This window comes from Rhodococcus sp. NPDC057529 (assembly GCF_042802055.1).
GTDB lineage: Bacteria > Actinomycetota > Actinomycetes > Mycobacteriales > Mycobacteriaceae > Rhodococcus_F.
Window position 1 is genome coordinate 401,625 of record NZ_JBHVEY010000005.1, and the last position, 20,848, is coordinate 422,472.

Here is a 20,848-nt window from a genome sequence, read left to right on the forward strand (position 1 = left end):
GATCAGTCGACGCGGCCGGAGCGGAGTTCGGTCACCGCGATCCGGGCGGCGTGCCCGATCGCCGCATCCACGACCGGCAGCACGGGGTCTGCTCGGGCGGCACGGGTGAAGACGGCGACGGCCACGGGAACCTCACCGGGAAACGTCACGACGGCCACCTCGTTGCGGATGGCGCCGATGGTGCCGGTCTTCCCGGCCACGTCCACCCCGGAATGCGGAAATCCGGAACGGATGCGGTGCTGCCAGATCTGCGCGGACATCACGTGCCGGACGAACTCGCCCTGCGCCCCGGGCACCGCCCGCCCGGTCCAGATCGCGTCGAGAAGCGACGTCATCTCCCGCGGGGTCGTCGCGCTCGCGTACGACGGGTCGTAGGCGGACACCGTCCACGCCTCGTCGTTGTCGGCCAGCGCGGCGAATGCTTCGGCGGTGGTGTGCGCGTGGGCGTCGATGACCAGGCTGCGGTGCGCGTCGGCCGTGCCGCCGATGATCCGGGTGCTCGTCAGGCCCACGTCCGACAGTGCCCGCTCGACGCTCTTCAGCCCCACCTGCCCGAGAACCAGGTCCGCGGCCGCGTTGTCGGACACGGTCATCATCGACAGCGCCAGGTCCCGCCAACTCAGCACCACCGGGTCGCGGAACGTCGACACCCCGGTCGGCCCCGGAGTGCAGTCGGCAGGATTGACCCGGACGGTCGCGGTCGGCGACAGCTCCCCGGATTCGAAAGCGCGGCACAGGGCTACGAGTAGCGGAAGTTTGTAGACGGACGCGAGCACGACGAGGTCGTCCGCGCCGACCGCGATGTCGCCGGCCTCGCCGACCGGGGTTCCGACGCGGCGGGCGTGCAACCATCCGGTGCATCCGGCGTCGGCGAAGACGTCACGGATCCGCTTCTCCGCCGAGGTCATCGATCGGCCCTGATCAGCACCCGGTCGAGAGCGGCGGCAGACGATGCAGCGTCTGCGCCGGAGCGCCAGACGATGCGCACGCGCAGCGAGAGATCGTCGCGCAGCAGATCGACCCAGGCCACACTGGGCATCACCGCGGGCGGCGACGCCGTCACGCCGAAGTGCCCGCCGGCGGACACCCGCGTGAGGAGTTCCCGCTGTCCCGAAGCGATCACGATGTCCGGGTCCAGACCCCGGACCCGCCACAGGTCGACGAACAGGTCGTGGGCCGGCGGATTGTCCGAGCGCGGACCGGTGGCCAGCGTCAGCCCGCGCAGCATCCGGACCTGTGCCTTCTTCGCGGCTGCCACCGGGTGGTCGTCCGGGACCACCACCCACCGCCGGAGTGTGATCACCGGTCCGCTGTCGAGCCCCGTCAGCAGGGCCGGGTGCTCGACCACGGCGACGTCGAGACTGCCTACGCGGACTGCGTCCACGAGCTCGGTGGTCGACGCCGTAGTCGTCTCCACCCGGGTGGGGTGCGTGGCGTCGGTGTCGCGCAGCGCACGGACACACCGCACCACCACGCCGTCGGCCACCGAGTGCGGGACACCCCATCGCACCACGGCGTCGCGGCCACCCGCGATGCGGTGCGCCTCGTCCTCGAATCGAGTCGCGTCGTCCACGAGAAGCCGCGCACGCGGGAGCAATTGGCGCCCGGCCTCGGTGAGTCCGATGCCACGGGCACTGCGCTGAATCAACTCCGTGCCGAGTCTCTGTTCCAGCCGCCGCACCCCCTGCGACAGTGGCGGCTGCGTCATGCCGAGTCGTGACGCGGCGTTGCCGAAGTGTCCCTCTTCCGCAACGGCGACAAAGAAACTCAGATGGCGTAGCAGATCCATGGCGACCATTGAACCAGTTCCGCCCGCCCGGTTCGGGCGACACCGTCGCTTCGGGCGCACAAAACCTTCCCCTGAACTGCGGTGATAGCACACCCGACCCGCCACGACGCCATATTCGTCTTTGCGCTATGGGCAGAGGCACCCCACATTGGGTTCATGCCCAGACATCGACATCACCCGAAGCCCAAACGCACCGGTCGTCGTGGCGCCGTTGCCCTCGCACTGGCTCTGCCGCTGCTGGTCGGGGCGTGCACGGCCACCGCCGAGCAAACCCGGCCAGCGACCTCGGAGGCGGCGGCGCCGGATCGGCAGTCCCTCGACGCGAAAATCGAGGCGCTGGAAGCGAAATACTCCACACGGATCGGGGTGACGGCCGTCGATCCCGCGACCGGCGCGGTCTACAGCCACCGCGGCGACGAACGGTTCGCCATGTGCTCGACGTTCAAGGCGTACGCGTCCGCCGCCGTCCTGCGCAAGATCGAGGATGGCTCGACGTCCCTCGACGAGACGGTGGTGATCGAACCCGGCGATCTCGTCGAGAACTCGCCGGTCACCGCCGCCGCCGCGGGCACCCCGATGACGTTGGGGCAGATCGCCGAAGCGGCGCTGACGCAGAGCGACAACACCGCCGGAAACTATCTGCTCCGCGAGATCGGCGGGCCGCAGGCGATCACCGCACTCGCCCGCGACATCGGCGACGAGAGCACGCGACTGGACCGGTGGGAGACCGAACTCAACACCGCATTCCGCGGCGATCCCCGGGACACGACGACACCGACCGGCCTCGCCCGGGGTCTCCGGGCTCTGCTCCTCGACGACGGTCTCGACGAGGCGAGCCGCGATCAGCTTCTCGATTGGATGCGGGCGAGCAAGACTTCGGACAAACGAATGCGTGCCGGTCTGCCGCCCGGATGGACTGCCGCCGACAAGACCGGTGGCGGCGGGTACGGAACCGCCAACGACGCCGGCGTTGTCTGGAGTCCGGACGGCTCCCCCATCGTTCTCGCCGTCCTCACCGACAGCCTCACGAATGAGGAAGACGCGCAGGGAAACAACCAGGCGATCGCCGACACCACCGCCGCCGTCATCGCGGGTGTGACTGCGCCGTGAGCTGTCCGCGACGAGCCGGAAGCAGTCGGAGCCCCCCGCAGTGTGCCATCCGCAGGTGAGTGGCACGGTGTACTGACGCACACCGTGCCACTCACCTGCGGGTGGAGGTGGTCCTCACGAGATCCCCGGCAGGACCTGAGTTCCGCTTTCTGCGCATGAATCGGTGTTCGCACTCGGCGCCCGACGACCTCGAACGCGGATACCGCCACGAATACTCAGACCACCGCACTCGTTCAGAACCCGTTCGGACCCGAAACCTAGGCCCGCGTCGCGAAATGGTCCGCGCGACGGAGGATGTCGTGGGCACGGGCGAGTTGCGGCGGATTCCCGCCGTGCGTGACATGGCTACCGTCCGGACCGAGTCGCTCGATCGTCGACTCGGCCCAGGAGATGTCGTCCGAGTCGGGTGCCAACGCGGTGTTGATCACGGGTACCTGCTCGTTCACGAGCGTCAGTCTTCCGGTCATCCCCATCTCGCGGGCAAGTCGGGTGTCGTCCCGGACGATCTCGGCGCTCCGCGCCAGCGTCGGCCCGTCGATCGGAGCCGCGATCCGGGCTGCCCGGCTGGCGTTGACGAGCCGGGACCGGGCGTACGCCAACGCCATCGGGGTTCGTCCGGCGCCGGTGTCGCGGCAGTAGTCCCCGATCCCGAACGCGAGTCGGGCGACGGGAGCGGTGCGAGCGATGTCGTTCACGGCGACGACGGCCTCCGCCGATTCGATGAGGGCGACCACCGGGACGCCGGGAAGTTCCGCGGCGGTGTCCCGGACCTGACCGGGTGCTTCGGTTTTCGACAACATCAGCCCTCGCAGCCCGGGCAGGCCACGGATCGCGTCGAGGTCGCGCTGCCAGTGTGGGGTGGTTGCGTCGTTGATCCGCACCCAGCCCGGGTTCCGTTCCAGCCACGCGGCCGCGACGGCACGACACTCGCCCTTCGCGGCGAACGGCAAACCGTCCTCGAGGTCGAGGATCAGCGCATCGGCGCCGGAGGCCGCCGCCGCGGCGAGAACCTCGCTGCCGATCGCAGGAACCAGAAGCCAACTTCGCGACATCGCGAGGTCGATCTCGCTGTGCTGGGCTGCTCGACACTCATGCTGTTCTTTCCTCGGCCATACCGAGGAGTCTGCGATCCGCCGGGAGGCCACACACTCGACGAAGCGGAGTGCGGCGAACGGGTCCGGGCACCACTTCGTCAGGTGCGGCGCCGACCGGCGCGGACAACCTCAGAAGTCGAAGCCCCAGTTGGCCGGGTTGAAAACGACGCGGTACCAGACGGCGGTGGCCGAGTCGAACGTGCACGGCACGATCACGACCCCGGACGTCTGTTCGAGCGCCGCTGCCTTCCCACAGAAGTACTCCGCACCTTCGCCCGACGTCTCGGCACGGTAGACGGGTCCGACGTGCCACGGTTCGGCACTCGCGGCACCGGCACCGACGGTGGCGCCGAGGACGAGGGGTGCGGACAGGATCCCGGCCAATGCTGCGGCACGCCGGGCTGACTTCTTCTGCACGAGAGCTCCTTCGTAGTCGACGACACGACAGTTCTGTGTGGTTAGTTCGCACAAGAAGCGTCGGACGTTACCGCGGTGCCGCTGCCCTCTCCTCGAACACCTCACTCGATCCGTTCTGCGCGGCGAGCGCGCGGGCGCTGTCCAAGGCTTCCTGGGCGGCCGCCTTCACCGTCACGGGATCCTCGGCTGTCGCAGGTACTTCGACCGGCGCGGGCGTCTCGACTGCGTCTGGAGTCTCCGCGAGATCGGGCGTCTCCACGACATCAGGCGTCTCGACGACATCAGGGGTCTCGACTGCGTCCGGCGTCTCGACGGCATCGGGCGTCTCGACTGCGTCCGGAGCCTCCACGACATCCGGAGCCTCGACGGGGTCGGGGGTCTCGATGGCCGGTGCGGGCGCCTTGGTGACGGGGGGTACCTCGACGGGCGCTGTGCCACCCTTCTTCAGATACTGACCGCACACCGGCCACGCGCCGGGGCCTTGCGTTTTCAGGACGTTTTCGGCGACCCGGATCTGTTCGGCCTTACTGGCTTCCGAGGCCACTCCTGTTCCGCCGTGGGATTTCCAGGTTTCCGGTGTGAACTGCAGACCACCGTAGAACCCGTTTCCGGTGTCGGTGGTCCAGTCTCCGCCGCTTTCGCACTCCGCGACTTCCTCCCAGTCGTGCGGCGCGCCGAACGCGGTTCCCGCGCCCAGCCCCAATAGGATGGTGGCCGCCGCGCCGATCAGTGCGATCCAGCCGAAGGTGCGTTTTTCCATGTTGCGAGTGGTCATGCTGGCTCAATCCTCTCCGCGCAAGCGGACGCGGCGTGCCGGCGACTTCACGTCGATTGCCGGCCGTCCTTTCGGTGCCTCGCCCCGCGCCTCGAAGGTGTCGGGATCACGAACCCGCGTCGGCAGATCTGCAGCGGCGGGCCCCCGAACGTGGCCTCCTCCCGAAATTCACACGGTATGAACAAGGTACGGATGTTCGACTATTTAGAAACGCGAGTGAAATTTGTGCTGTTCTGAGGTTTCGATACCGTTCCGAAGCCATGTCGTGACAATTCCGACATCTGATGAACGCGCGTGCGAATGCTGGATGACGGTGCCATGAACGGATACTCCCGACCGTCGACGGCGGCGGTGGAGTGATTCCCCTGACGATCCCGACACCGCCGGAGCCTGCCGACGCGGGGGACGAACAGGACAGTGCCGACATGTCGCATTCCTCAGCCGATCCGTGGCGCTCGAGCGCCACCCGGGCGCGGTTGCGCGCCGGCCTGGCCATTCGGGGCCCCGGCGAGCAGCGCGTCGCGCGGGCCGTGCCCGCCGAGCCCGCGGCGGTGGTGGAGTTGTCGACGGCGGAACTGGCGGCAGCGTCGGATACGTCCCCGGCGACGGTGGTGCGGGCGTGCCAGCGACTGGGTTTCCGGGGATTCCAGCATATTCGTCCCGAATTAGACTGTGTGACAACGGATCCCGAGGGCGCTGCGGCCACCCCGCTGGACACGGCGTTCGCGGCCGCGGGGTAGCAGTTCTCGGCGCGGATCAGCCTGCACGATCCTGTATGCCCTGTAACGCGCGGTACTCGGCCATTCCGAGCATCAGTCGGCCGACCCCGGGGCGCGTGACGTCGTCGCGGACGCCCTCAGTGACTCGCTTCCCGAGCCGGCTCATACGAACGGGCGCGGCACCCGGAACATGCACGACTGTTAGCGTTCCCGCCGCCGGTTGTTTCGATTCGCGGCCCCACCCGTTCAGTCCCGCCCCACACGATGTCACCGACGGAACGCCGTTCCGGAACAGAGGGAACGTTGAGTGACGAGGGATGGGTCGAGGAGTCGATAGCGTTGTCCGGCAAGGTCAATCACGACGAGCCATTGGATTTCGCAACGTTTTCGGACGTCACCCGGTCACGCACGTGCACGGCTTCCGGGTGATCGGGCTCGACACCGCGGCGGGTTCGACGCCCCGGTGTACTCGACGGTCCGCTGCTCGCGGTACGGAGTAGGAGCGCTGCCAATTCCCTCATCCCCTCCCCCTCTTCGACCAGGAGAATTCGTGAAATCCCTGTCCCGCCTCGTGTCGGCCGCCGCGCTCGGCACGGTCGCCGTGCTCACCCTCGCCGCATGCTCCGAGCCCGCCGCACCCGACGCCGAACCGACCGGCAACGCCGACAGCGGCTCCGGAACCCTGACGGTCTACACCTCCGAACCGCAGGCCAAGATCGACGCGCTCGTCGCCGCATTCACCGCGGAGACGGGCATCGACGTCGAGGTCTTCCGCGCGGGCACCGGCGACCTGACCGCCCGCATCGAGGCCGAACGCACCACCGGCACGATCGGCGCCGACGTTCTGCTCGCGGCCGACGCCCCGACCTTCGAGGGCTACAAGACCGCGGGTCTGCTGCAGCAGTACACCCCCGCCGACGTGAACGCACTGAATCCGGACGTCGTCGATCCGGACGGCTTCTACGTCGGCACCCGCATCATCCCGACGGTGATCGCCTACAACACCACGGCAGTCGACGCACCTCCCACCGCATGGAAGGACCTGGCCGACCCGAAGTACCGCGGCCAGATCACACTGCCGAATCCCGACGTGTCCGGCGCCGCCGCGTTCAACACCGCGGTGTGGCTGAGCACGCCGGAGCTCGGTGAGAGCTGGCTCGAGGCCCTGGCCGCCAACGACCCGGTGGTCGCCGAGAGCAACGGCCCGGTCGGGCAGGCAGTCGCGGCCGGAACGCAGCCGGTGGGCATCGTCGTCGACTACCTGGTGCGGGAACTGGCGGCCAAGGGATCTCCGATCGCGCTGGCCTATCCCGAGGACGGTATTCCGTACATCTCGCAGCCGGCCGGAATCTTCACTGATTCGGACGACACCGAGGCGGCGCGCGCATTCGTCGACTTCCTCGTGAGCAAGCAGGGTCAGGAACTCGCCGTGAAGCAGCAGTACCTGCCGGTGCGCGGCGACGTCGGCACCCCGGACGGGGCGCCGGCACTGTCCGATCTGGCGTTGCTCACGCCGGATCTGCAGGAGATCACGAGGATCCAGGACGACGCGGTCCGGAAGTTCAATGGTCTCGTCGGTTAGGTCGGCTTCCTTTCCCGCTGCCCGGGTCCTGCCCGGGCGGCGGTTCGATCCCGTCGTGGCCGTGCGGGTGGCGCTGTGGCTGTTCGTCGCCGCCGTGATCGTCGCGCCGCTCGCCACGGTCGTGTCACTCGGGCTCGGCGGCAACCACATTGCGCAACTGATCGACGACGACATCGCCGGCGCCGCGACCCACAGCGTGGTCTCGGCCGGCCTGTCGGCGGGGTTCGCGGTGATCCTCGCAACCGCGATGGCGTTGCTGCTCGACCGCACCGATCTGCCCGGCCGCGGCATTCTGCGACTGATCCTGTTGTCGCCGTTGCTGATCCCTCCGTTCGTCGGGGCCATCGCGTGGACCGGACTGCTCGGTCCGAGCGGCCTGGTGAATCGGTTCTGGGCGGAACGGTTCGGTGGTTCGCTGTGGAACATCTACGGCGGTGACGGCGTCGTCTTCCTACTGACGGTGCACGCGTACCCGCTGGCGTATCTGATCATCGCGGCGGCGCTGCGGAAGGTGCCGGGCGACCTCGAGCAGATCGCCCGGATCGGCGGTGCCTCCCCGTGGCGCGCGATGCGCACCGTGACGCTGCCGCTGTTGCGTCCCGCCCTGCTCGCGGCGTTCACCCTCACCGCGGTGTCGAACCTGGCCGACTTCGGGATTCCCGCCCTGATCGGGCTGCGGAGCGATACGTGACGTTGTCGACGATGGTGTACCGCTACATCCAGTCCGGCACGGTGGACCGGCCGCTCGAGGTGGTCTCCACCATCGGGATCGTGCTGCTGCTGCTCGCGGTCCTCGCGGTGTTCGTCGATCGGCGACTGTCGCGGCGCAGCAGGCAACTCGACGGTCCGGTCACCGCACCTCAACCGTTGCTGCTCGGCAGTGCCCGCATTGTGACCGGTGCACTCGCCTGGACCGTCGGTCTCGCGCTGACGGGGCTGCCGATCCTCGCGCTCGCCTCCCAGGCGCTGCTCCCCGCCCCGGGCGTGCCGCTGACCTGGGACAACCTGACCCTCGAGAGCATCGTGGCTGCCGTGACCGCACCGGGCACCGTAAAGGGCGTGCAGAACTCGCTCCTCCTCGCCGTCGGCGCGGGAGTGGTGTGCGCTGTCGCGGGCCTGGTGATCGGTGTGCTCACCACCCGCACCCGGTCGCGGGACAACACGAGCCTCGATCTGCTCGCCATGCTGCCGCAGGCCGTGCCCGGACTGGTCATCGCGGTGGGCTGGCTGATCGTCGGCCGCTACACGGGTCTGTTCGACTCCCGTTGGGTGATCCTGTGCGCCTACGTCACCGCGTTCCTGGCGATCGTCGTGCAGGCGGTGCGTGCGCCGCTGTCCACCACCCCCACGTCGCTGGAGGAGGCGGCACGCGCATCCGGCGCGTCCCGCCTGCGGACGCTGCGGGATGTGCCGGTGGCGATGACGGTGCCCGCCGCGGCGACCGGCGGTGTGCTGGTGGCGTTGACCGCGGTCCGCGAGCTGACCATGTCGGTGCTGCTGGTGGCACCCGGCACCCAGACTCTCGGGGTCTCCATCTTCAACCTGCAGCAGGCCGGCGACTACAACGCCGCGTCCGCGCTGTCCCTGCTCGTCACGCTCGTCGGCATCGCCGGTCTCGGCCTGTTCGCGGGCACCCGCGCCGGGCGCTGACCACTCCACAGATCGGAATCCTCGTCATGTCCGCGATCACCCTCACCGGTGTCGACCTCCGCTACCCCGACGGCACCGCGGGACTGTCCGGTATCGACCTGGACGTCCACGACGGTGAGTTCGTCGCACTCGTCGGCCCGTCGGGTTCGGGAAAGACCACCCTGCTCCGCACGGTCGCCGGGTTTCTCGCCCCCACCGCGGGGCTCGTGCGGCTGGGCGACGAGGTCGTCGCCGACGGCACTCGCGCCGTGCCGCCCGACAAGCGCGGACTGGGAATGGTGTTCCAGCAGCACGCCATCTGGCCGCACCGCAGCGTCGGGCGCAACGTCGCGTATCCCCTCGAGGTCGCCAAGGTGCCGCGAGCCCGGCGCGCCGAGCGGGTCGCCGACGTGCTCGACCTGGTGGGGCTGCCCGGGTTGGCGAAGCGTGATCCGGCGACGCTGTCCGGTGGGCAGCGTCAGCGTGTCGCGCTCGCCCGGGCTCTCGTGGCACAGCCCCGCGCGCTGCTGCTCGACGAGGCGCTGTCCGCTCTGGACGAACCGCTGCGCGATCGGTTGCGTCTGGAGCTGCGCACCCTGACCCGCGCGCAGAACCTGACGGTCGTGCACGTCACGCACGATCGCGCCGAGGCCCTCGCCCTCGCCGACCGGGTCGTCGTACTCGACGGCGGCCGGATTCAGCAGGTCGGCACACCGGAGGAGCTCGTGCAGCGACCGCGCTCGGCCTTTGTCGCGAAGTTCCTCTCGGACGCGAACCTCGTGCCCGGCACCGTATCGGACCACGGCTTCTCGAGCACCGACGGAGGGGTGCACGTGGTACGGGATCGCTTGGCGGACACGTCGTCCGGGAACGGGATCCTCGCAGTGCTGCCGTCCGACATCGAGGTGACGTCGACGGAGAGCGGAGGCACCACCCAGGGGATCGTGACGTCGTCGCTCTTCGGGCGCGACTCGAGCGATGTCGTCGTGTCCTGCCGCGGCGCGGAATTCCGGTGCGCTGTCCGCGGAACCCGGCCGGCGGTCGGCGACCGCGTCGGGCTGACGATCCGCCGGGCCCTGTTCTACCCTGCCCGGACGAGGGCCGACGTGCCCGCTCGTGGCGCCGCGGCGCTCGCCGGCACGGCGCGATGAGGAGACGACCCGATGCGGACGCTCGGATCCACAGCGTGGGACACGGTGGTCGTCTCCACGCGGTCTCGGGGGCAACGGGCGTCACGGCCTGCGCCGTCTCGCCGCCGTACCGGCGGACGACCCGATCGTGGGTGCGAGGCGCCACAATCCGGCGGCGGCGAGCACGTGCCACAAGGCGTGGCCCGGCGGGAGACCACCCGGCCTGCAGATCGACGTCCGGTCACCCACGGCGCCGAGCAGCGCCCCGAATGCGACAAGCACTGCCGCGACGACCGTCGTGCGCCGCAACTCCGGTCGGACGCGGGCGCGTTCGAGGCAGAGTCCCACTGCGGCCGCGGCCAGCAATGCCTGCACGATCGTCGACGCCGTCGGGCCGGCAGCCACTGTGGGAATCATCAGGAACGGAACAGCGAGCCACCCCGGCGACAGCCGGCGGTCGAGTCGATCGGACGCGGCGTCGACGGCGATGTACGCGAGCAGCGTCGCGATCGGGATGTCGTGCGCGTATCCCTGCCACGGCGGGCCGGGTCCGTGCTGGACGAGCGACCCGAGACCGACCGCGACGACGAGCAGGCCGTAGGTGACGGACGGCGCGTCGCGCCGGCGACCCGCGAGGACTGCGAGGCCGGCGACCACGAAGGCCAGGCTGGTGACAGCGGCCGCGTACTGCCCGATGAAGCCTCCCATCGTCCGAGGCTTTCAAAGAGGTCGCCGCACCGCAATCGCGATCGGCGCGGCCGCGCGAGTGGACGCAGGAATACTGCGGCACGCCGACAGGGCTAACAAAACCTTTCAGTCGGACTTTTTCTGTGGCATCGTAACGATCCATGGGGGAAACAGCAGTCGACGCCGTCGCCATCTACCACCCACCCGCAGCGGACCGACGGGGTACACCGATGGTGGCGCTCGACTACGACGTCGAGCCCGGAACACGGCATACGTTGTTGCAGAACCTGGCTGGACGCGGGTGGCGCGACCCCAGCCCCGTCTTCGACGGCGTCGACGACCTGACGTCGGCCGTGCTGTCGTTGCGCTCGGCCGACGGGCGCACACTGGTGATCGCGGACGACACGGACGTTCTCTTCGAGGGGGTCGTGACACCTCCGCACGGGTGGTTCGAACACGTTCGCGCTCTCGGCGCGGTCGGCGTCATCGCCGGGGCGGGTATCACCTCCGCACCCGACTGGCAGCGGCAACTCCCCCGTCTGGCTCGCGAGAGCGAACTTCTCGGGTCGATCGCGACGGTCACCTTCGGCACCGTCTCCGGCCGGGAAGATTTCCACACGTTCGCGTACGAGGTGGTCTCGGCGTTGCGGCCGGCACTGCCTCCCGACGCCCTGCACGATGCGGGCTTCGCGCTCGAGGACGACCGTCCCCACCGCGCGGTCCTCGAGGTCGTGGACAGTGCGGTGCGGCACCGGGTCGCCGTTCCCGCACGCATCGTCGATCTGCTCCGACGCCACGCTGCGGACCGCACGTCGTTCGGGTGGCGGGACGCCCGCACGCTGAAGCGTCTTCTGCGGAAGATCGACACACCCTGACGGCCGACGCCTCGCTGTGCAAGACTCGACAACGCACGGACGGCGGTGGTGCGCCGGACCATCCTGATGCGGAGGGCGTCATGTCCCGATCGATACCCGGAGCAGGTCCGGACGACGTGGGGCACACGGCGTACGCACGTGTGCGCGCCGGCCAGGTGAACGCGGTTCAGGCGGCCCTCGAGGACCACACCGGACGCCTGGATTGGCCGCGAGAGCAGATCGAGCGCTACCGGACCGCACGGCTGCGGGCCCTCCTCTCGCATGCCCGTGAGCGGTCGCCGTTTCACGCCCGGCGACTGCGCGGCCTCGATCCGTCGACGGCCACGGTCGCCGACCTGGCGTCGCTGCCGATGATGACCAAGCAGGACGCGCAGGACGAGTGGGACTCGATCGTCACCACTCGTGACCTCGATCGCGAGCGTGCCGAACGGATTCTGGCCGAGCAGCAATGGTTTTCGTACACTCCGGGCGGCGAACAGGTCTTCAGCTCGGGTGGGTCGAGTGGCGTCCGAGGCGTCTACGTCTGGGATTGGGACTTCTCGGTGTCCGCCGCATGCCTGGCCTGGCGGGTGCAGGCCAGGGAGGAACAGCGGGCGCCGGTGCGGTCTCCCTCGCGTCTCGCCGTGCTCGCGGCCGGTGTCCCTCCGCACGCGAGCACCCCACTGTTCGACGTGCCGACCGCACCCGGGATGGGGACCGCCGTGATCCCGGCGGGCGCACCGTTCGACGACATCGTCGCAGCGGTCGCCGCGGCCCGCCCCACACATCTGGTCGGTTATGCGTCGGTGATCGGACGGCTCGCCCGGGCCGCCCTGGCCGGTGCTCTGCAAGTCCGCCCCGTCCGGGTGAGCACCAATTCCGAGCCACTGCTGGACGAGGATCGGCATGCCATCGAAGAGGCCTGGGCGGCGCCGATCCACAACCTCTGGGGGTCGACCGAGATCGGCGTGCAGGCAGTGGGTTGCGGACACGGCGAGGGTCTGCACGTGTGCGAGGACGAGGTCGTGCTCGAACGCGTCGACGACGGTGGCGCCCCGGTCGCCGCCGATGCACCCGCGGCACGAACGCTCGCCACCGGCCTGGCCAACCGAACGTTTCCCTTCATCCGTTACGACCTCGGCGATCAGGTCACGTTGCTCCCCGGCACCTGCCCGTGCGGAAGTGCGTTCGTGCGTGTCGCCGACATCGGCGGGCGGCGCGACGACGACTTCCGATACGGGACGAAGACGGTGCCCGCGAGCACGTTTCGTTACGTCCTGGGTGCAGATCCACGTGTCTCCGAGTACCAGGTCAGGCAGACCGTCGACGGTGCGGAGATCTTCGCGGTCGGCGACCCCGACGTCGCCCGGCTGACATCGGCTGTCGCCGCGGCGCTGCGCCGGCAGGGGTTGTCCGATCCGCAGGTCCGGATCGAGGTCGTCGACCATCTGCAGCGTCATCAGGCGAGCGGGAAACTGCAGCGGTTCGTCGCACTGCGGTAGCGCGCAATCGGTTCGCGGCAGTCATCCGGCCGGCCCGGACGGGGGTCGCCGATCCTCACCCCAGGGTGTCTGTCGCTGCGGTCGGCCCCGTCCGACGATGGTGGTACACGGTCACCCAGTCGAGGAGCAACGATGACGGACAGTGATTCCGGGGCAGTCACCGACGATGCGACAGGCGCAGTCTCCGACGGCACGGATCTGAATCGCGTTCACGCCGAGATCGCCCGCCTCGACGCGGAGATCCTGGACGCGGTCAACCGCCGCCTCGTTCTCGCGCAGCTCGCGGCCCGAACCCGGGTCGAGTCCGGTGCACCGATGGTCGCGCTCGGTGGGGAGACCGACGTGATCCGCCGCTATCAGGACGAATTGGGCCCCCGGGGTTCGCTGCTGGCGCTGGAATTGCTCCGGCTGGCGCGGCCACCCTTTTCGTCGACGTACCGAACACGGTAGCCGTACCGACACTTACCTCGGTCGACACCGATCGCGAGAGCAGTGCCCAGCAGTCTTCGCGACGCTGGGCACTGTTCGCCTGTCCAGGCGATCCGGGAGATGACGGTCATCGCCCGGGCTCACGAGACATTGTTCAGGCGTTCACTTCCCGCAACTCGTCCGTGGGTCCCGATTCGCCGGCGGTGTCGCCGTCGTCGGCCTGCGCCGCGCGCCCACCACGAGCGATGAGGCGATCGAGCGAGAGTGCACCGCCGCCGAGGAAGATCATGAGGAACAGGGCCCAGCAGAAGATGGCCGAGAGTTCACCGTTGTTCTGGATGGGGAGAACCCCGTCCGGCTGATGGCTCCAGAAGTAGGCGTACGCCATCGAACCCGAGGCGAGGAACGCCGCGATTCGCGTCCCGAGGCCGAGGAACAACGCGGCGCCGCAGACGAGTTGGATCACGGCACCCCACCAGCTCGGCCAGGCACCTACCGCAGCGGTGTGTCCGCTGTGAGGTGCGGTCGGCCACGCGAACAACGTCGAGGTTCCATGGCAGAAGAAGAGGAAGCCGATCACCACACGGAACGCCGCGATGGCATAGTCGACACTGGCGCCCTGAAGGCGTGAGATGCTCTTGTTTGTCACATCGCAGAAGATAAGGCATGCCTGCCCTAAGCGTTGAACCCGCCGGTCGATTCGGCGCGGCCACGTGGGAAAACCGGCTCGGATGTGGCCAGCATCACATTCGAGACGCTGAGGTTGCGGCGTTCACCCGTCGCATTCGGCCCGTGATCCGTCGACTCCGCGAACAGAGTTGACGGACAACGACTCACGGCGTGTTGATGTACTCCTGGATGGCCTGCTGCGCCTTGGGGTTGCCCTGTCCCATACCGACGATCGCACCGGTGATCGCGCCGATCGGCGTGCCGATGATGCAGCCGGCGAGACTGCCCGGGAACATCGAGACACATCCGACGCCGAGACCGATGAGCGCACCGATCGCAGTGCCTGCCGCTCCCCCGTTGGCCCAGCCGACGCCGAGTTCGTTGAGCATGTTCTCGAGGGCCTTCTGCTTGTCCACCTCGTGCCGACCGGGGATCGCCAGGGCCGGCGTTCCCGTGTTCGGCACGACGGGGTCGGCGTGTGCCGTGCCCGCTCCGAGTGTCACCGTCGCTGCGACGAGGACCGATGCTGCCGATTTCTTGATCAAGTTCATCGCGATCCCACCCTGCTGAAGAAGGAAAAACCGGTTCCGACTGTAACCTGCGGCTGCATCATCGGTGGCGAAACCGCGGCATCGGAAGGGTACCGCGGTGAGCGCCCGTCGGCACGGGGGAAGCCGTCAGTTCACGCGCCGGTTGAACAGCCTTTTCGCCCAGAGGTAGCCGAACAGCGCGATGCCGGCGCTCCAGCCGACCGCGAGCACTGCGCTGCTGCCGACGGGGCCGCCGAGAAGCAGTGCGCGGATGGTCTCGATGACGGGGCTGAACGGCTGGTACTCGGCGAACCACCGGAGACCGGCGGGCATCGAGTCGGTGGGGACGAACCCACTGCCGAGGAATGGCAGCAGAATCAGCACCATCGGGAGGTTGCTCGCCGTTTCGACGCTCTTGGACACCAGCCCGAACGCGACGGACAGCCAGGTGAGTGCGAACGCGAACATCCCGAGCACGGCCGTCGCCGCTACCCACGCGCCGAGCCCGGCGGTGGGCCGGAAACCGATGAGCACGGCGACACCGACGACCAGCACGAGGCTGATCAGTGTCTGGATCATGCTGCCGATGACGTGCCCGGTCAGCACGGACACCCGCGCGATGGCCATGGTCCGGAACCGGGCGATGATGCCCTCGGTCATGTCCGTGGCAACCGAGATCGCGGTTCCCTGGGCGGCGCTGGCCACGGTCATCAGGAGAATTCCGGGTGCCACGTAGTCGATGTAGGCGCCGCGTCCGCCGTCGGGATCGCCGAGTCCCGCTCCCAGCGTGCCACCGAACACGTACACGAAGAGCAGGAGGAGGATGATCGGCATCCCGACGAGGAGCACCGTCACCGACGGGTACCGGATCATGTGCCGGAGGTTGCGTCGCAGCATCGTCGCCGAATCGCTCAGCGCGTAAGCCATGGTCGTCATCGCACGCTCTCTTTCCTTGTTGCTGCGCGCTCGGTGAGCGCGAGGAAGACGTCGTCGAGATCGGGTGTGTGGACGGTCAGGTTCTCGACCTCGATCGACGCGTGATCGAGCCGATCGAGCAGCACACGCAGCGATTGCACGCTGCCGTCGCCGGGAACCTGCAGGGTGAGCGCTTCCTCGTTCCGGGTCGCGTCGCCGAGCAGTCGGGATGCGGCGTCGAGTTCGCGCACCCCGGGCAACGCCAGGGTGATGTGGCCGCCCGGAACGAGCCGCTTCAGCTGTTCGGGGGTTCCCTCCGCAACCAGCCTGCCGCCGTCGAGAAGTGCGATCCGGTCGGCGAGCCGATCTGCTTCCTCCAGGTACTGGGTGGTGAGGAAGATCGTGACGCCGTCGGCGACGAGTTCGCGGATGATCTGCCACATGGCGCGGCGGCTGCGCGGATCGAGACCGGTGGTCGGCTCGTCGAGGAAGATGATCCGGGGATCGCCGACGAGGGTCATCGCCAGGTCGAGCCGGCGGCGCATGCCACCGGAATAACTCCCGGCCGGCTTCGCTCCCGCCTCGACGAGATCGAACCGGGCCAGCAGTTCCGTGGCCCGGGCGCGGCCCGCGTCGCGGCGCAGGTGGTGCAGATCGGCCATCAGCATCAGGTTCTCGCGACCCGTGAGCAGGTTGTCCACCGCGGAGAACTGGCCGGTCACACCGATGGTGGACCGAACCGCGTCGGGCTCACGGGCGAGATCGTGACCCGCGATCCTCACGTCGCCGCCGTCGGGAGCGATGAGGGTGGACAGAATCTGCACCATCGTGGTCTTGCCTGCGCCGTTGGGCCCGAGGAGCGAGAAGATCGTTCCCTCGCCGATGTCGAGGTCGATACCGTCGAGGACGACTTTGTCGCCGTAGGACTTTCGCAACCCGGTGGTGGTGATTGCGGACCGGGTGGTGATCGATGCTGTCATCACTCTGCCTTTCGACTGGTCGACTCGAGGGAATCGGGGCGGCGAATCACGATGTCGCCGAATCCGGTACGGGCGCGCACCTCGACCGTGTCATCCGTCGATGCGGGTCGGTCGACGGAGTCCAGGTCGTTCTGGACCTTCCCGAAGGACGTGTGCGCGTCGAGCCGGGCGGCGGTCCCCGGGCGGATGCCGATCTCGATTCGGCCGTGGCCGGTCTCGAGCGACACCGCACCCTGCGTCACCCGCCCGATGCGGATGTCGCCGTTGGCGGTTGCGGCGGCGACGTCGGCGCGGGCGTCGTCGACGGAGATGTCCCCGTTCGCCGTCTTCACCCGCAGCCCGCCGCCGATCACGCCGATCCGGTTGTCTCCGTTGGAGTTCTTGATCACGGCGCTGCCGTCGATCTCTCCGACGCGGAGTTTGCCCGACCCCGTGCTCAGGTCCGCATCGCCCGCGACGTGGTCCACGGTGACGGTGCCGGCCCCGGTGTGCGCGTCCAGCGGGCCCGTGTCGCCGAGTTGGACGTCGCCCGCCGACGTCGTGACCCGGCACGCTCCGAGCCGGCCGGTGCCGCGGAACGTCGCCACCGACGCCTCGCCGTCGAACTCGGAGCCGCTCGGCAACGCGATGGTGACGTCGACGGAGCCGGCCTTGCCGAACAGGCCGAGTCCGCGCTGTTTCGGCGCCTTGACCAGCAGTCTTCCCGCGGAGTACTCGACGCGGGTCTGCTCGGCGGCGCGAACGTCCGATTCCCGCGAGCTGTCGCCGGGGCGCACGTCCACGACCGTGTCGTCGCGGTCGCTCGCCGTGATTCGTGCGTCGCCGACAACGAGTTCGACGGTGGCCGAGATCGGCGCCGGGGTGCTGAAGGTGGGCATGGTTGTCCTCCCGAATGTGCTGGGGCGAATGAATGGACGGGCGGGCAGGGCCGGTCAGCGCACCCAGCCCGTGAAACGGTCGTTGCCGCGTGGGGCGCGCCGTTCGGAACGACCACTGCCGCCGTCGGACTCCAACCCCGCGGCCGCGGACCGGACGAGCCAGGCATTCACGGACAGTCCGGCCTCCCGAGCGGCCTCCTCGACGCGGTCCTTGAGGTCTTGTGAGAGACGAAGATTGATCCGGGTCATGGCGCCGTCTTCCACTTCCGCGATACGCGGCGGCGTCACGTCCGGACCGGCTGCGGCCGGCTCCTCGAACGACTGCTCGACGGGCGCGGGAGTGACGACGAACGTGGGCTCACGTCCGCGGAGGCGAAGATCCACCGAGCCTGGTGCGAGGTCGCGGGTGATTTCACTGGCGGCCGCCGACAGCGCGTCGAGTAGCGCGAGCCGGACTCCGGACTCCAGTGGTGCGGTGAGTCGCTCGGCGAGGGCGCGGGCGTCCTCTCCCCCGGCCTCGGCGGCTACGGCCAGTTCGTGGCGGAGGGACGCGACATAGGGCGTGAGATCCATGGTGCCATCATGGCACCATGGTGGTGCCATGGCAAGGACTGATTGGACTTCTCGGTGCCACCGTGGCGTCACGGCGGCCCGGTCGGTCGCCGTGAGCGCAGGTCACGGCAATGATTCGGGCAAACCGAACGGATCGAAGTGTTCCGGACCGATGAACGAGGTCAGCTCTGCGATCTTGGTGCCGCGCAGGGTCAGCACCGTGATCGACCAACGGAGGTGGGTGCCGGCGTCCTCGTCCCACAGGTAGAAGGCCACGGCGGGCTGGCCGTTGGCACCGACCGCCAGGTGACGCCACGAACCGCATCCGGTGAGCGGGACCCGGACCGCGAAATCCGTGACCGCGGCCAGACCGCGGTACCAGTGCGCCATCGGCGGCATCGACCAGGTCACGTCGTCGGTCAGCAGAGCGACCAGAGCGTCGGCATCACCGCGTTCCAACGCGGTGGAGTACCCGGCGACCAGAGCACGCAGACGCGCGTCGTCGATCTCGCGCAGGGTCCGCGACTGGGTCACCGACGGAATCTTCTCCGCCACGATCGCCCGGGCCCGTTGCAGCGCGCTGTTCACCGATGCCGTCGTCGTGCCCATGGCGGCGGCGATCTCGGCGGCGGAGAACCCCAGGACCTCGAAGAGCAGCAGGGCCGCCCGCTGATTGCCCGGCAGATGTTGCAGTGCCGCAACGAATGCCAGTTCGACGGCCTCGCGCTGCTCGTAGCGGGCGGCCGGCCCCGCCGCACCGGCGGCCAGTCCGGCATCGGCGTACGGACCCAGCCACGCCACCTCGGTCAGCGGGACGTCGCCGACGACGGCACGATCACTGGACGGACCCAGGTCGACGGGCAGGGCCCGCCTACCGCGCAATTCGACGGCGTCCAGGCACGTGCGCGTCGCGACGGTGTACAGCCAGGAACGCAATGCGCTGCGGCCTTCGAATTTCGCGAAACCGCGCCACGCTCGCAGCAGAGCGTCCTGCAGGGCGTCGTCGGCATCGTGGCTGGAGCCGAGCATGCGATAACAGTGGGCGTGCAGTTCGCGGCGCAACGGTCCGACCAGCCGTGTGAACGCGGCGTCGTCTCCGTCCCGGGCTCTGGCCAGGTCGGGATCCTCGGCTCCTGCCGACGCGTGCGGTCTTCGAACGGAGTTGTCGCTCACGAACGATGATTCTGCCCCACCGGCGTCTCGTGCACCGCGCATCACCTGGTGGGTGTGGGGGCGGGTGTGGGCGCCAGGGACATCCCGGCGTAGATCTCGTCGAGAACGGTGGGCAGCAACGCGTTCGCGGTGGTTGTGCCCTCGGGTGAGAGGGTCAGATTCGCCCAGATCACCAGTGTGACGTCGTTGTCCGGGTCGTACCCGATGAACGAGTTGAAGCCTGGCAGTTCACCGCCGTGGTAGTACATCGACGCATTCGGCCCGAACCGCTGATAGCTGATCCCGTAACCGTATTGCTGCCCGTCGGGTGCGTCCGGGTCCTCGGGTTGCAGACTGTCCCGCCATTGTTGTTGGTATTCCGGATTCAAAACTTCGCCGGAGACCAGTGCCCGTATCCACTCGGCCAGGTTGTCCGCCGTGGAAATGGCGCCCCCGGCGGCGGTGGCGTAGGACGAATTCTGGTTGGTGTAGTCGAGGGGCTGCAGTGTCCCCGCCCGCGCGGCGGCCTGCATGTCGGCGGGATACGGCTCGTCTACCAGTGCGTACGCCGATTCGCCGTACATGTAACCGTGCGAATACCGGTCCGGGATCGCCGTATCGTCGGCGGCGGGAAGAGAGGTCTGGTTCAGCCCGAGCGGCCCGAGCAACCGTTCCTGGAACTGCTCGGCCAGTGGGCGGCCGCCGGCCTTCTCGGCGACCAGACCCAGCAACGCGTAATTGGTGTTGCTGTATTCGTACGACGTGCCGGGCGGAAACTCCGGCGGCCGGCTGAACGCGATGTCCAGGACCTCCTGAGGCGTCCAGGCCTTCGCCGGGTCGCTGTCCAGACTCGCCGCCAACTCCGGCGAACTCGTGTAGTTGTACAGTCCGCTACGCATCGTCAGCAGCTGTGCGATGGTGATGTTCTCGCCGTTGGGCACGTCGGCGACATAAGTGGACACCGGGTCACTGAACCGGAGCTTTCCGTCCTGGGCCAGCAAGACCGTCAGCGCCGCCGTCAACGTCTTGGTGTTCGAGGCGATCCGGAAATGGGTCTGCGCATCCGGCGGTGTGCCTGCACCCAGTTCCGTGGTGCCGACCACCGCGTCGACGTTTCCCTGCGGGGTGCGGAGATGCACCACCGCGCCGGGGATCATCAGCTCCGCGGCGGCAGCATCGACCGCGGCCTGGAATGCGGCCGGATCGATGGAATTGAGCGCCGAACCCGGAGCAGCGGTCCCCGTCGCCGTCGTCGCGGCAGGCGGGGAACCGGTCTCCGAAGCCGGCTCGGACGTGGGTGAGCACCCCGCGATCACCAGGGCGCCGCACGCCGTGAACACAGCGAAGCGAGTGACTCGCAGTGCGCGGAACCGACCCACTCCAGCTCTCCGGCCCCGCATGAATTCCACCGGGGAATCGCTCATCGTCGCCATCACCGCCTCGGCCATAATTCGA

General features: G+C 68.8%; 21 protein-coding genes and 1 pseudogene. 8 read left to right on the plus strand and 14 right to left on the minus strand.

The window, feature by feature from the left end:
- Positions 1-2: 2 nt before the first annotated feature.
- Both ACFU5V_RS12620 and ACFU5V_RS12625 read right to left on the minus strand, forming a co-directional pair.
- The gene (locus ACFU5V_RS12620; RefSeq protein WP_378699500.1) at positions 3-908 is read right to left on the minus strand and encodes a serine hydrolase; all 906 of its coding nucleotides are present in this window, start codon (positions 906-908) and stop codon (positions 3-5) included.
- The gene (locus ACFU5V_RS12625) at positions 905-1,798 is read right to left on the minus strand and encodes a LysR family transcriptional regulator (RefSeq protein ID WP_378699502.1); all 894 of its coding nucleotides are present in this window, start codon (positions 1,796-1,798) and stop codon (positions 905-907) included. The genes ACFU5V_RS12620 and ACFU5V_RS12625 overlap by 4 nt, the downstream gene beginning before the upstream one ends.
- Positions 1,799-1,945: 147 nt before the next feature.
- Here ACFU5V_RS12625 and bla point away from each other — a divergent pair, with 147 nt between their 5' ends.
- Positions 1,946-2,899: a class A beta-lactamase gene (gene bla / locus ACFU5V_RS12630; protein ID WP_378699505.1), complete on the plus strand. Its 954-nt coding sequence runs from the start codon at positions 1,946-1,948 to the stop codon at positions 2,897-2,899.
- Positions 2,900-3,156: 257 nt separating this feature from the next.
- Here bla and ACFU5V_RS12635 read toward each other — a convergent pair whose 3' ends face one another.
- The 3 genes from ACFU5V_RS12635 to ACFU5V_RS12645 all read right to left on the minus strand — a co-directional run bounded on the left by ACFU5V_RS12635 (position 3,157) and on the right by ACFU5V_RS12645 (position 5,185).
- Positions 3,157-3,951, minus strand: coding sequence for an HpcH/HpaI aldolase/citrate lyase family protein (locus tag ACFU5V_RS12635; protein WP_378699507.1), 795 nt, complete (start codon positions 3,949-3,951; stop codon positions 3,157-3,159).
- Between the two features lie 171 nt (positions 3,952-4,122).
- Positions 4,123-4,410, minus strand: coding sequence for a hypothetical protein (locus tag ACFU5V_RS12640; protein ID WP_378699509.1), 288 nt, complete (start codon positions 4,408-4,410; stop codon positions 4,123-4,125).
- A gap of 67 nt (positions 4,411-4,477) precedes the next feature.
- Positions 4,478-5,185: a transglycosylase family protein gene (locus ACFU5V_RS12645; protein ID WP_378699511.1), complete on the minus strand. Its 708-nt coding sequence runs from the start codon at positions 5,183-5,185 to the stop codon at positions 4,478-4,480.
- A gap of 425 nt (positions 5,186-5,610) precedes the next feature.
- On the opposite strand from ACFU5V_RS12645, the gene ACFU5V_RS12650 reads away from it, so the two are divergent.
- From ACFU5V_RS12650 to ACFU5V_RS12665, 4 genes and pseudogenes are all read left to right on the plus strand, one after another.
- Positions 5,611-5,925, plus strand: coding sequence for a MurR/RpiR family transcriptional regulator (locus ACFU5V_RS12650; protein WP_378699513.1), 315 nt, complete (start codon positions 5,611-5,613; stop codon positions 5,923-5,925).
- Between the two features lie 529 nt (positions 5,926-6,454).
- Positions 6,455-7,486: an ABC transporter substrate-binding protein gene (locus tag ACFU5V_RS12655; protein ID WP_378699515.1), complete on the plus strand. Its 1,032-nt coding sequence runs from the start codon at positions 6,455-6,457 to the stop codon at positions 7,484-7,486.
- A pseudogene (locus ACFU5V_RS12660) lies at positions 7,470-9,136 on the plus strand (ABC transporter permease). Before ACFU5V_RS12655 ends, ACFU5V_RS12660 begins: the two are co-directional and overlap by 17 nt.
- A 26-nt stretch (positions 9,137-9,162) precedes the next feature.
- Positions 9,163-10,266 (plus strand): ABC transporter ATP-binding protein, encoded by a 1,104-nt coding sequence (locus tag ACFU5V_RS12665; protein ID WP_378699517.1) that lies wholly within the window; start codon positions 9,163-9,165, stop codon positions 10,264-10,266.
- A gap of 81 nt (positions 10,267-10,347) precedes the next feature.
- Here ACFU5V_RS12665 and ACFU5V_RS12670 read toward each other — a convergent pair whose 3' ends face one another.
- On the minus strand, positions 10,348-10,953 hold the full coding sequence (locus ACFU5V_RS12670) for a hypothetical protein (RefSeq protein ID WP_378699519.1): 606 nt from the start codon (positions 10,951-10,953) through the stop codon (positions 10,348-10,350).
- Positions 10,954-11,093: 140 nt separating this feature from the next.
- On the opposite strand from ACFU5V_RS12670, the gene ACFU5V_RS12675 reads away from it, so the two are divergent.
- From ACFU5V_RS12675 to ACFU5V_RS12685, 3 genes are all read left to right on the plus strand, one after another.
- Positions 11,094-11,807 carry a hypothetical protein gene (locus tag ACFU5V_RS12675; protein WP_378699521.1) on the plus strand — a complete coding sequence of 238 codons (714 nt, stop codon included), beginning with the start codon at positions 11,094-11,096 and terminating at the stop codon, positions 11,805-11,807.
- A gap of 80 nt (positions 11,808-11,887) precedes the next feature.
- On the plus strand, positions 11,888-13,288 hold the full coding sequence (locus tag ACFU5V_RS12680) for a phenylacetate--CoA ligase family protein (protein WP_378699523.1): 1,401 nt from the start codon (positions 11,888-11,890) through the stop codon (positions 13,286-13,288).
- 132 nt (positions 13,289-13,420) lie between these two features.
- Positions 13,421-13,738, plus strand: a complete 318-nt coding sequence (locus ACFU5V_RS12685) for a chorismate mutase (protein ID WP_378438134.1) — start codon at positions 13,421-13,423, stop codon at positions 13,736-13,738.
- A gap of 133 nt (positions 13,739-13,871) precedes the next feature.
- Here ACFU5V_RS12685 and ACFU5V_RS12690 read toward each other — a convergent pair whose 3' ends face one another.
- From ACFU5V_RS12690 to ACFU5V_RS12725, 8 genes are all read right to left on the minus strand, one after another.
- On the minus strand, positions 13,872-14,366 hold the full coding sequence (locus ACFU5V_RS12690) for a DoxX family protein (protein WP_378699525.1): 495 nt from the start codon (positions 14,364-14,366) through the stop codon (positions 13,872-13,874).
- Positions 14,367-14,550: 184 nt separating this feature from the next.
- On the minus strand, positions 14,551-14,937 hold the full coding sequence (locus ACFU5V_RS12695; protein WP_072943487.1) for a hypothetical protein: 387 nt from the start codon (positions 14,935-14,937) through the stop codon (positions 14,551-14,553).
- Positions 14,938-15,063: 126 nt separating this feature from the next.
- The gene (locus ACFU5V_RS12700) at positions 15,064-15,852 is read right to left on the minus strand and encodes an ABC transporter permease (RefSeq protein WP_378699527.1); all 789 of its coding nucleotides are present in this window, start codon (positions 15,850-15,852) and stop codon (positions 15,064-15,066) included.
- On the minus strand, positions 15,849-16,811 hold the full coding sequence (locus ACFU5V_RS12705; protein WP_378438141.1) for an ATP-binding cassette domain-containing protein: 963 nt from the start codon (positions 16,809-16,811) through the stop codon (positions 15,849-15,851). The genes ACFU5V_RS12700 and ACFU5V_RS12705 overlap by 4 nt, the downstream gene beginning before the upstream one ends.
- Positions 16,811-17,689 (minus strand): DUF4097 domain-containing protein, encoded by an 879-nt coding sequence (locus tag ACFU5V_RS12710; RefSeq protein ID WP_378699530.1) that lies wholly within the window; start codon positions 17,687-17,689, stop codon positions 16,811-16,813. The genes ACFU5V_RS12705 and ACFU5V_RS12710 overlap by 1 nt, the downstream gene beginning before the upstream one ends.
- A 54-nt stretch (positions 17,690-17,743) precedes the next feature.
- Positions 17,744-18,262 (minus strand): toxin-antitoxin system HicB family antitoxin, encoded by a 519-nt coding sequence (locus tag ACFU5V_RS12715; RefSeq protein WP_378699532.1) that lies wholly within the window; start codon positions 18,260-18,262, stop codon positions 17,744-17,746.
- 102 nt (positions 18,263-18,364) lie between these two features.
- Positions 18,365-19,414, minus strand: coding sequence for a sigma-70 family RNA polymerase sigma factor (locus ACFU5V_RS12720; RefSeq protein ID WP_378438281.1), 1,050 nt, complete (start codon positions 19,412-19,414; stop codon positions 18,365-18,367).
- A 41-nt stretch (positions 19,415-19,455) separates the two neighbouring features.
- On the minus strand, positions 19,456-20,817 hold the full coding sequence (locus tag ACFU5V_RS12725) for a serine hydrolase domain-containing protein (RefSeq protein WP_378699534.1): 1,362 nt from the start codon (positions 20,815-20,817) through the stop codon (positions 19,456-19,458).
- Positions 20,818-20,848 lie beyond the last annotated feature (31 nt).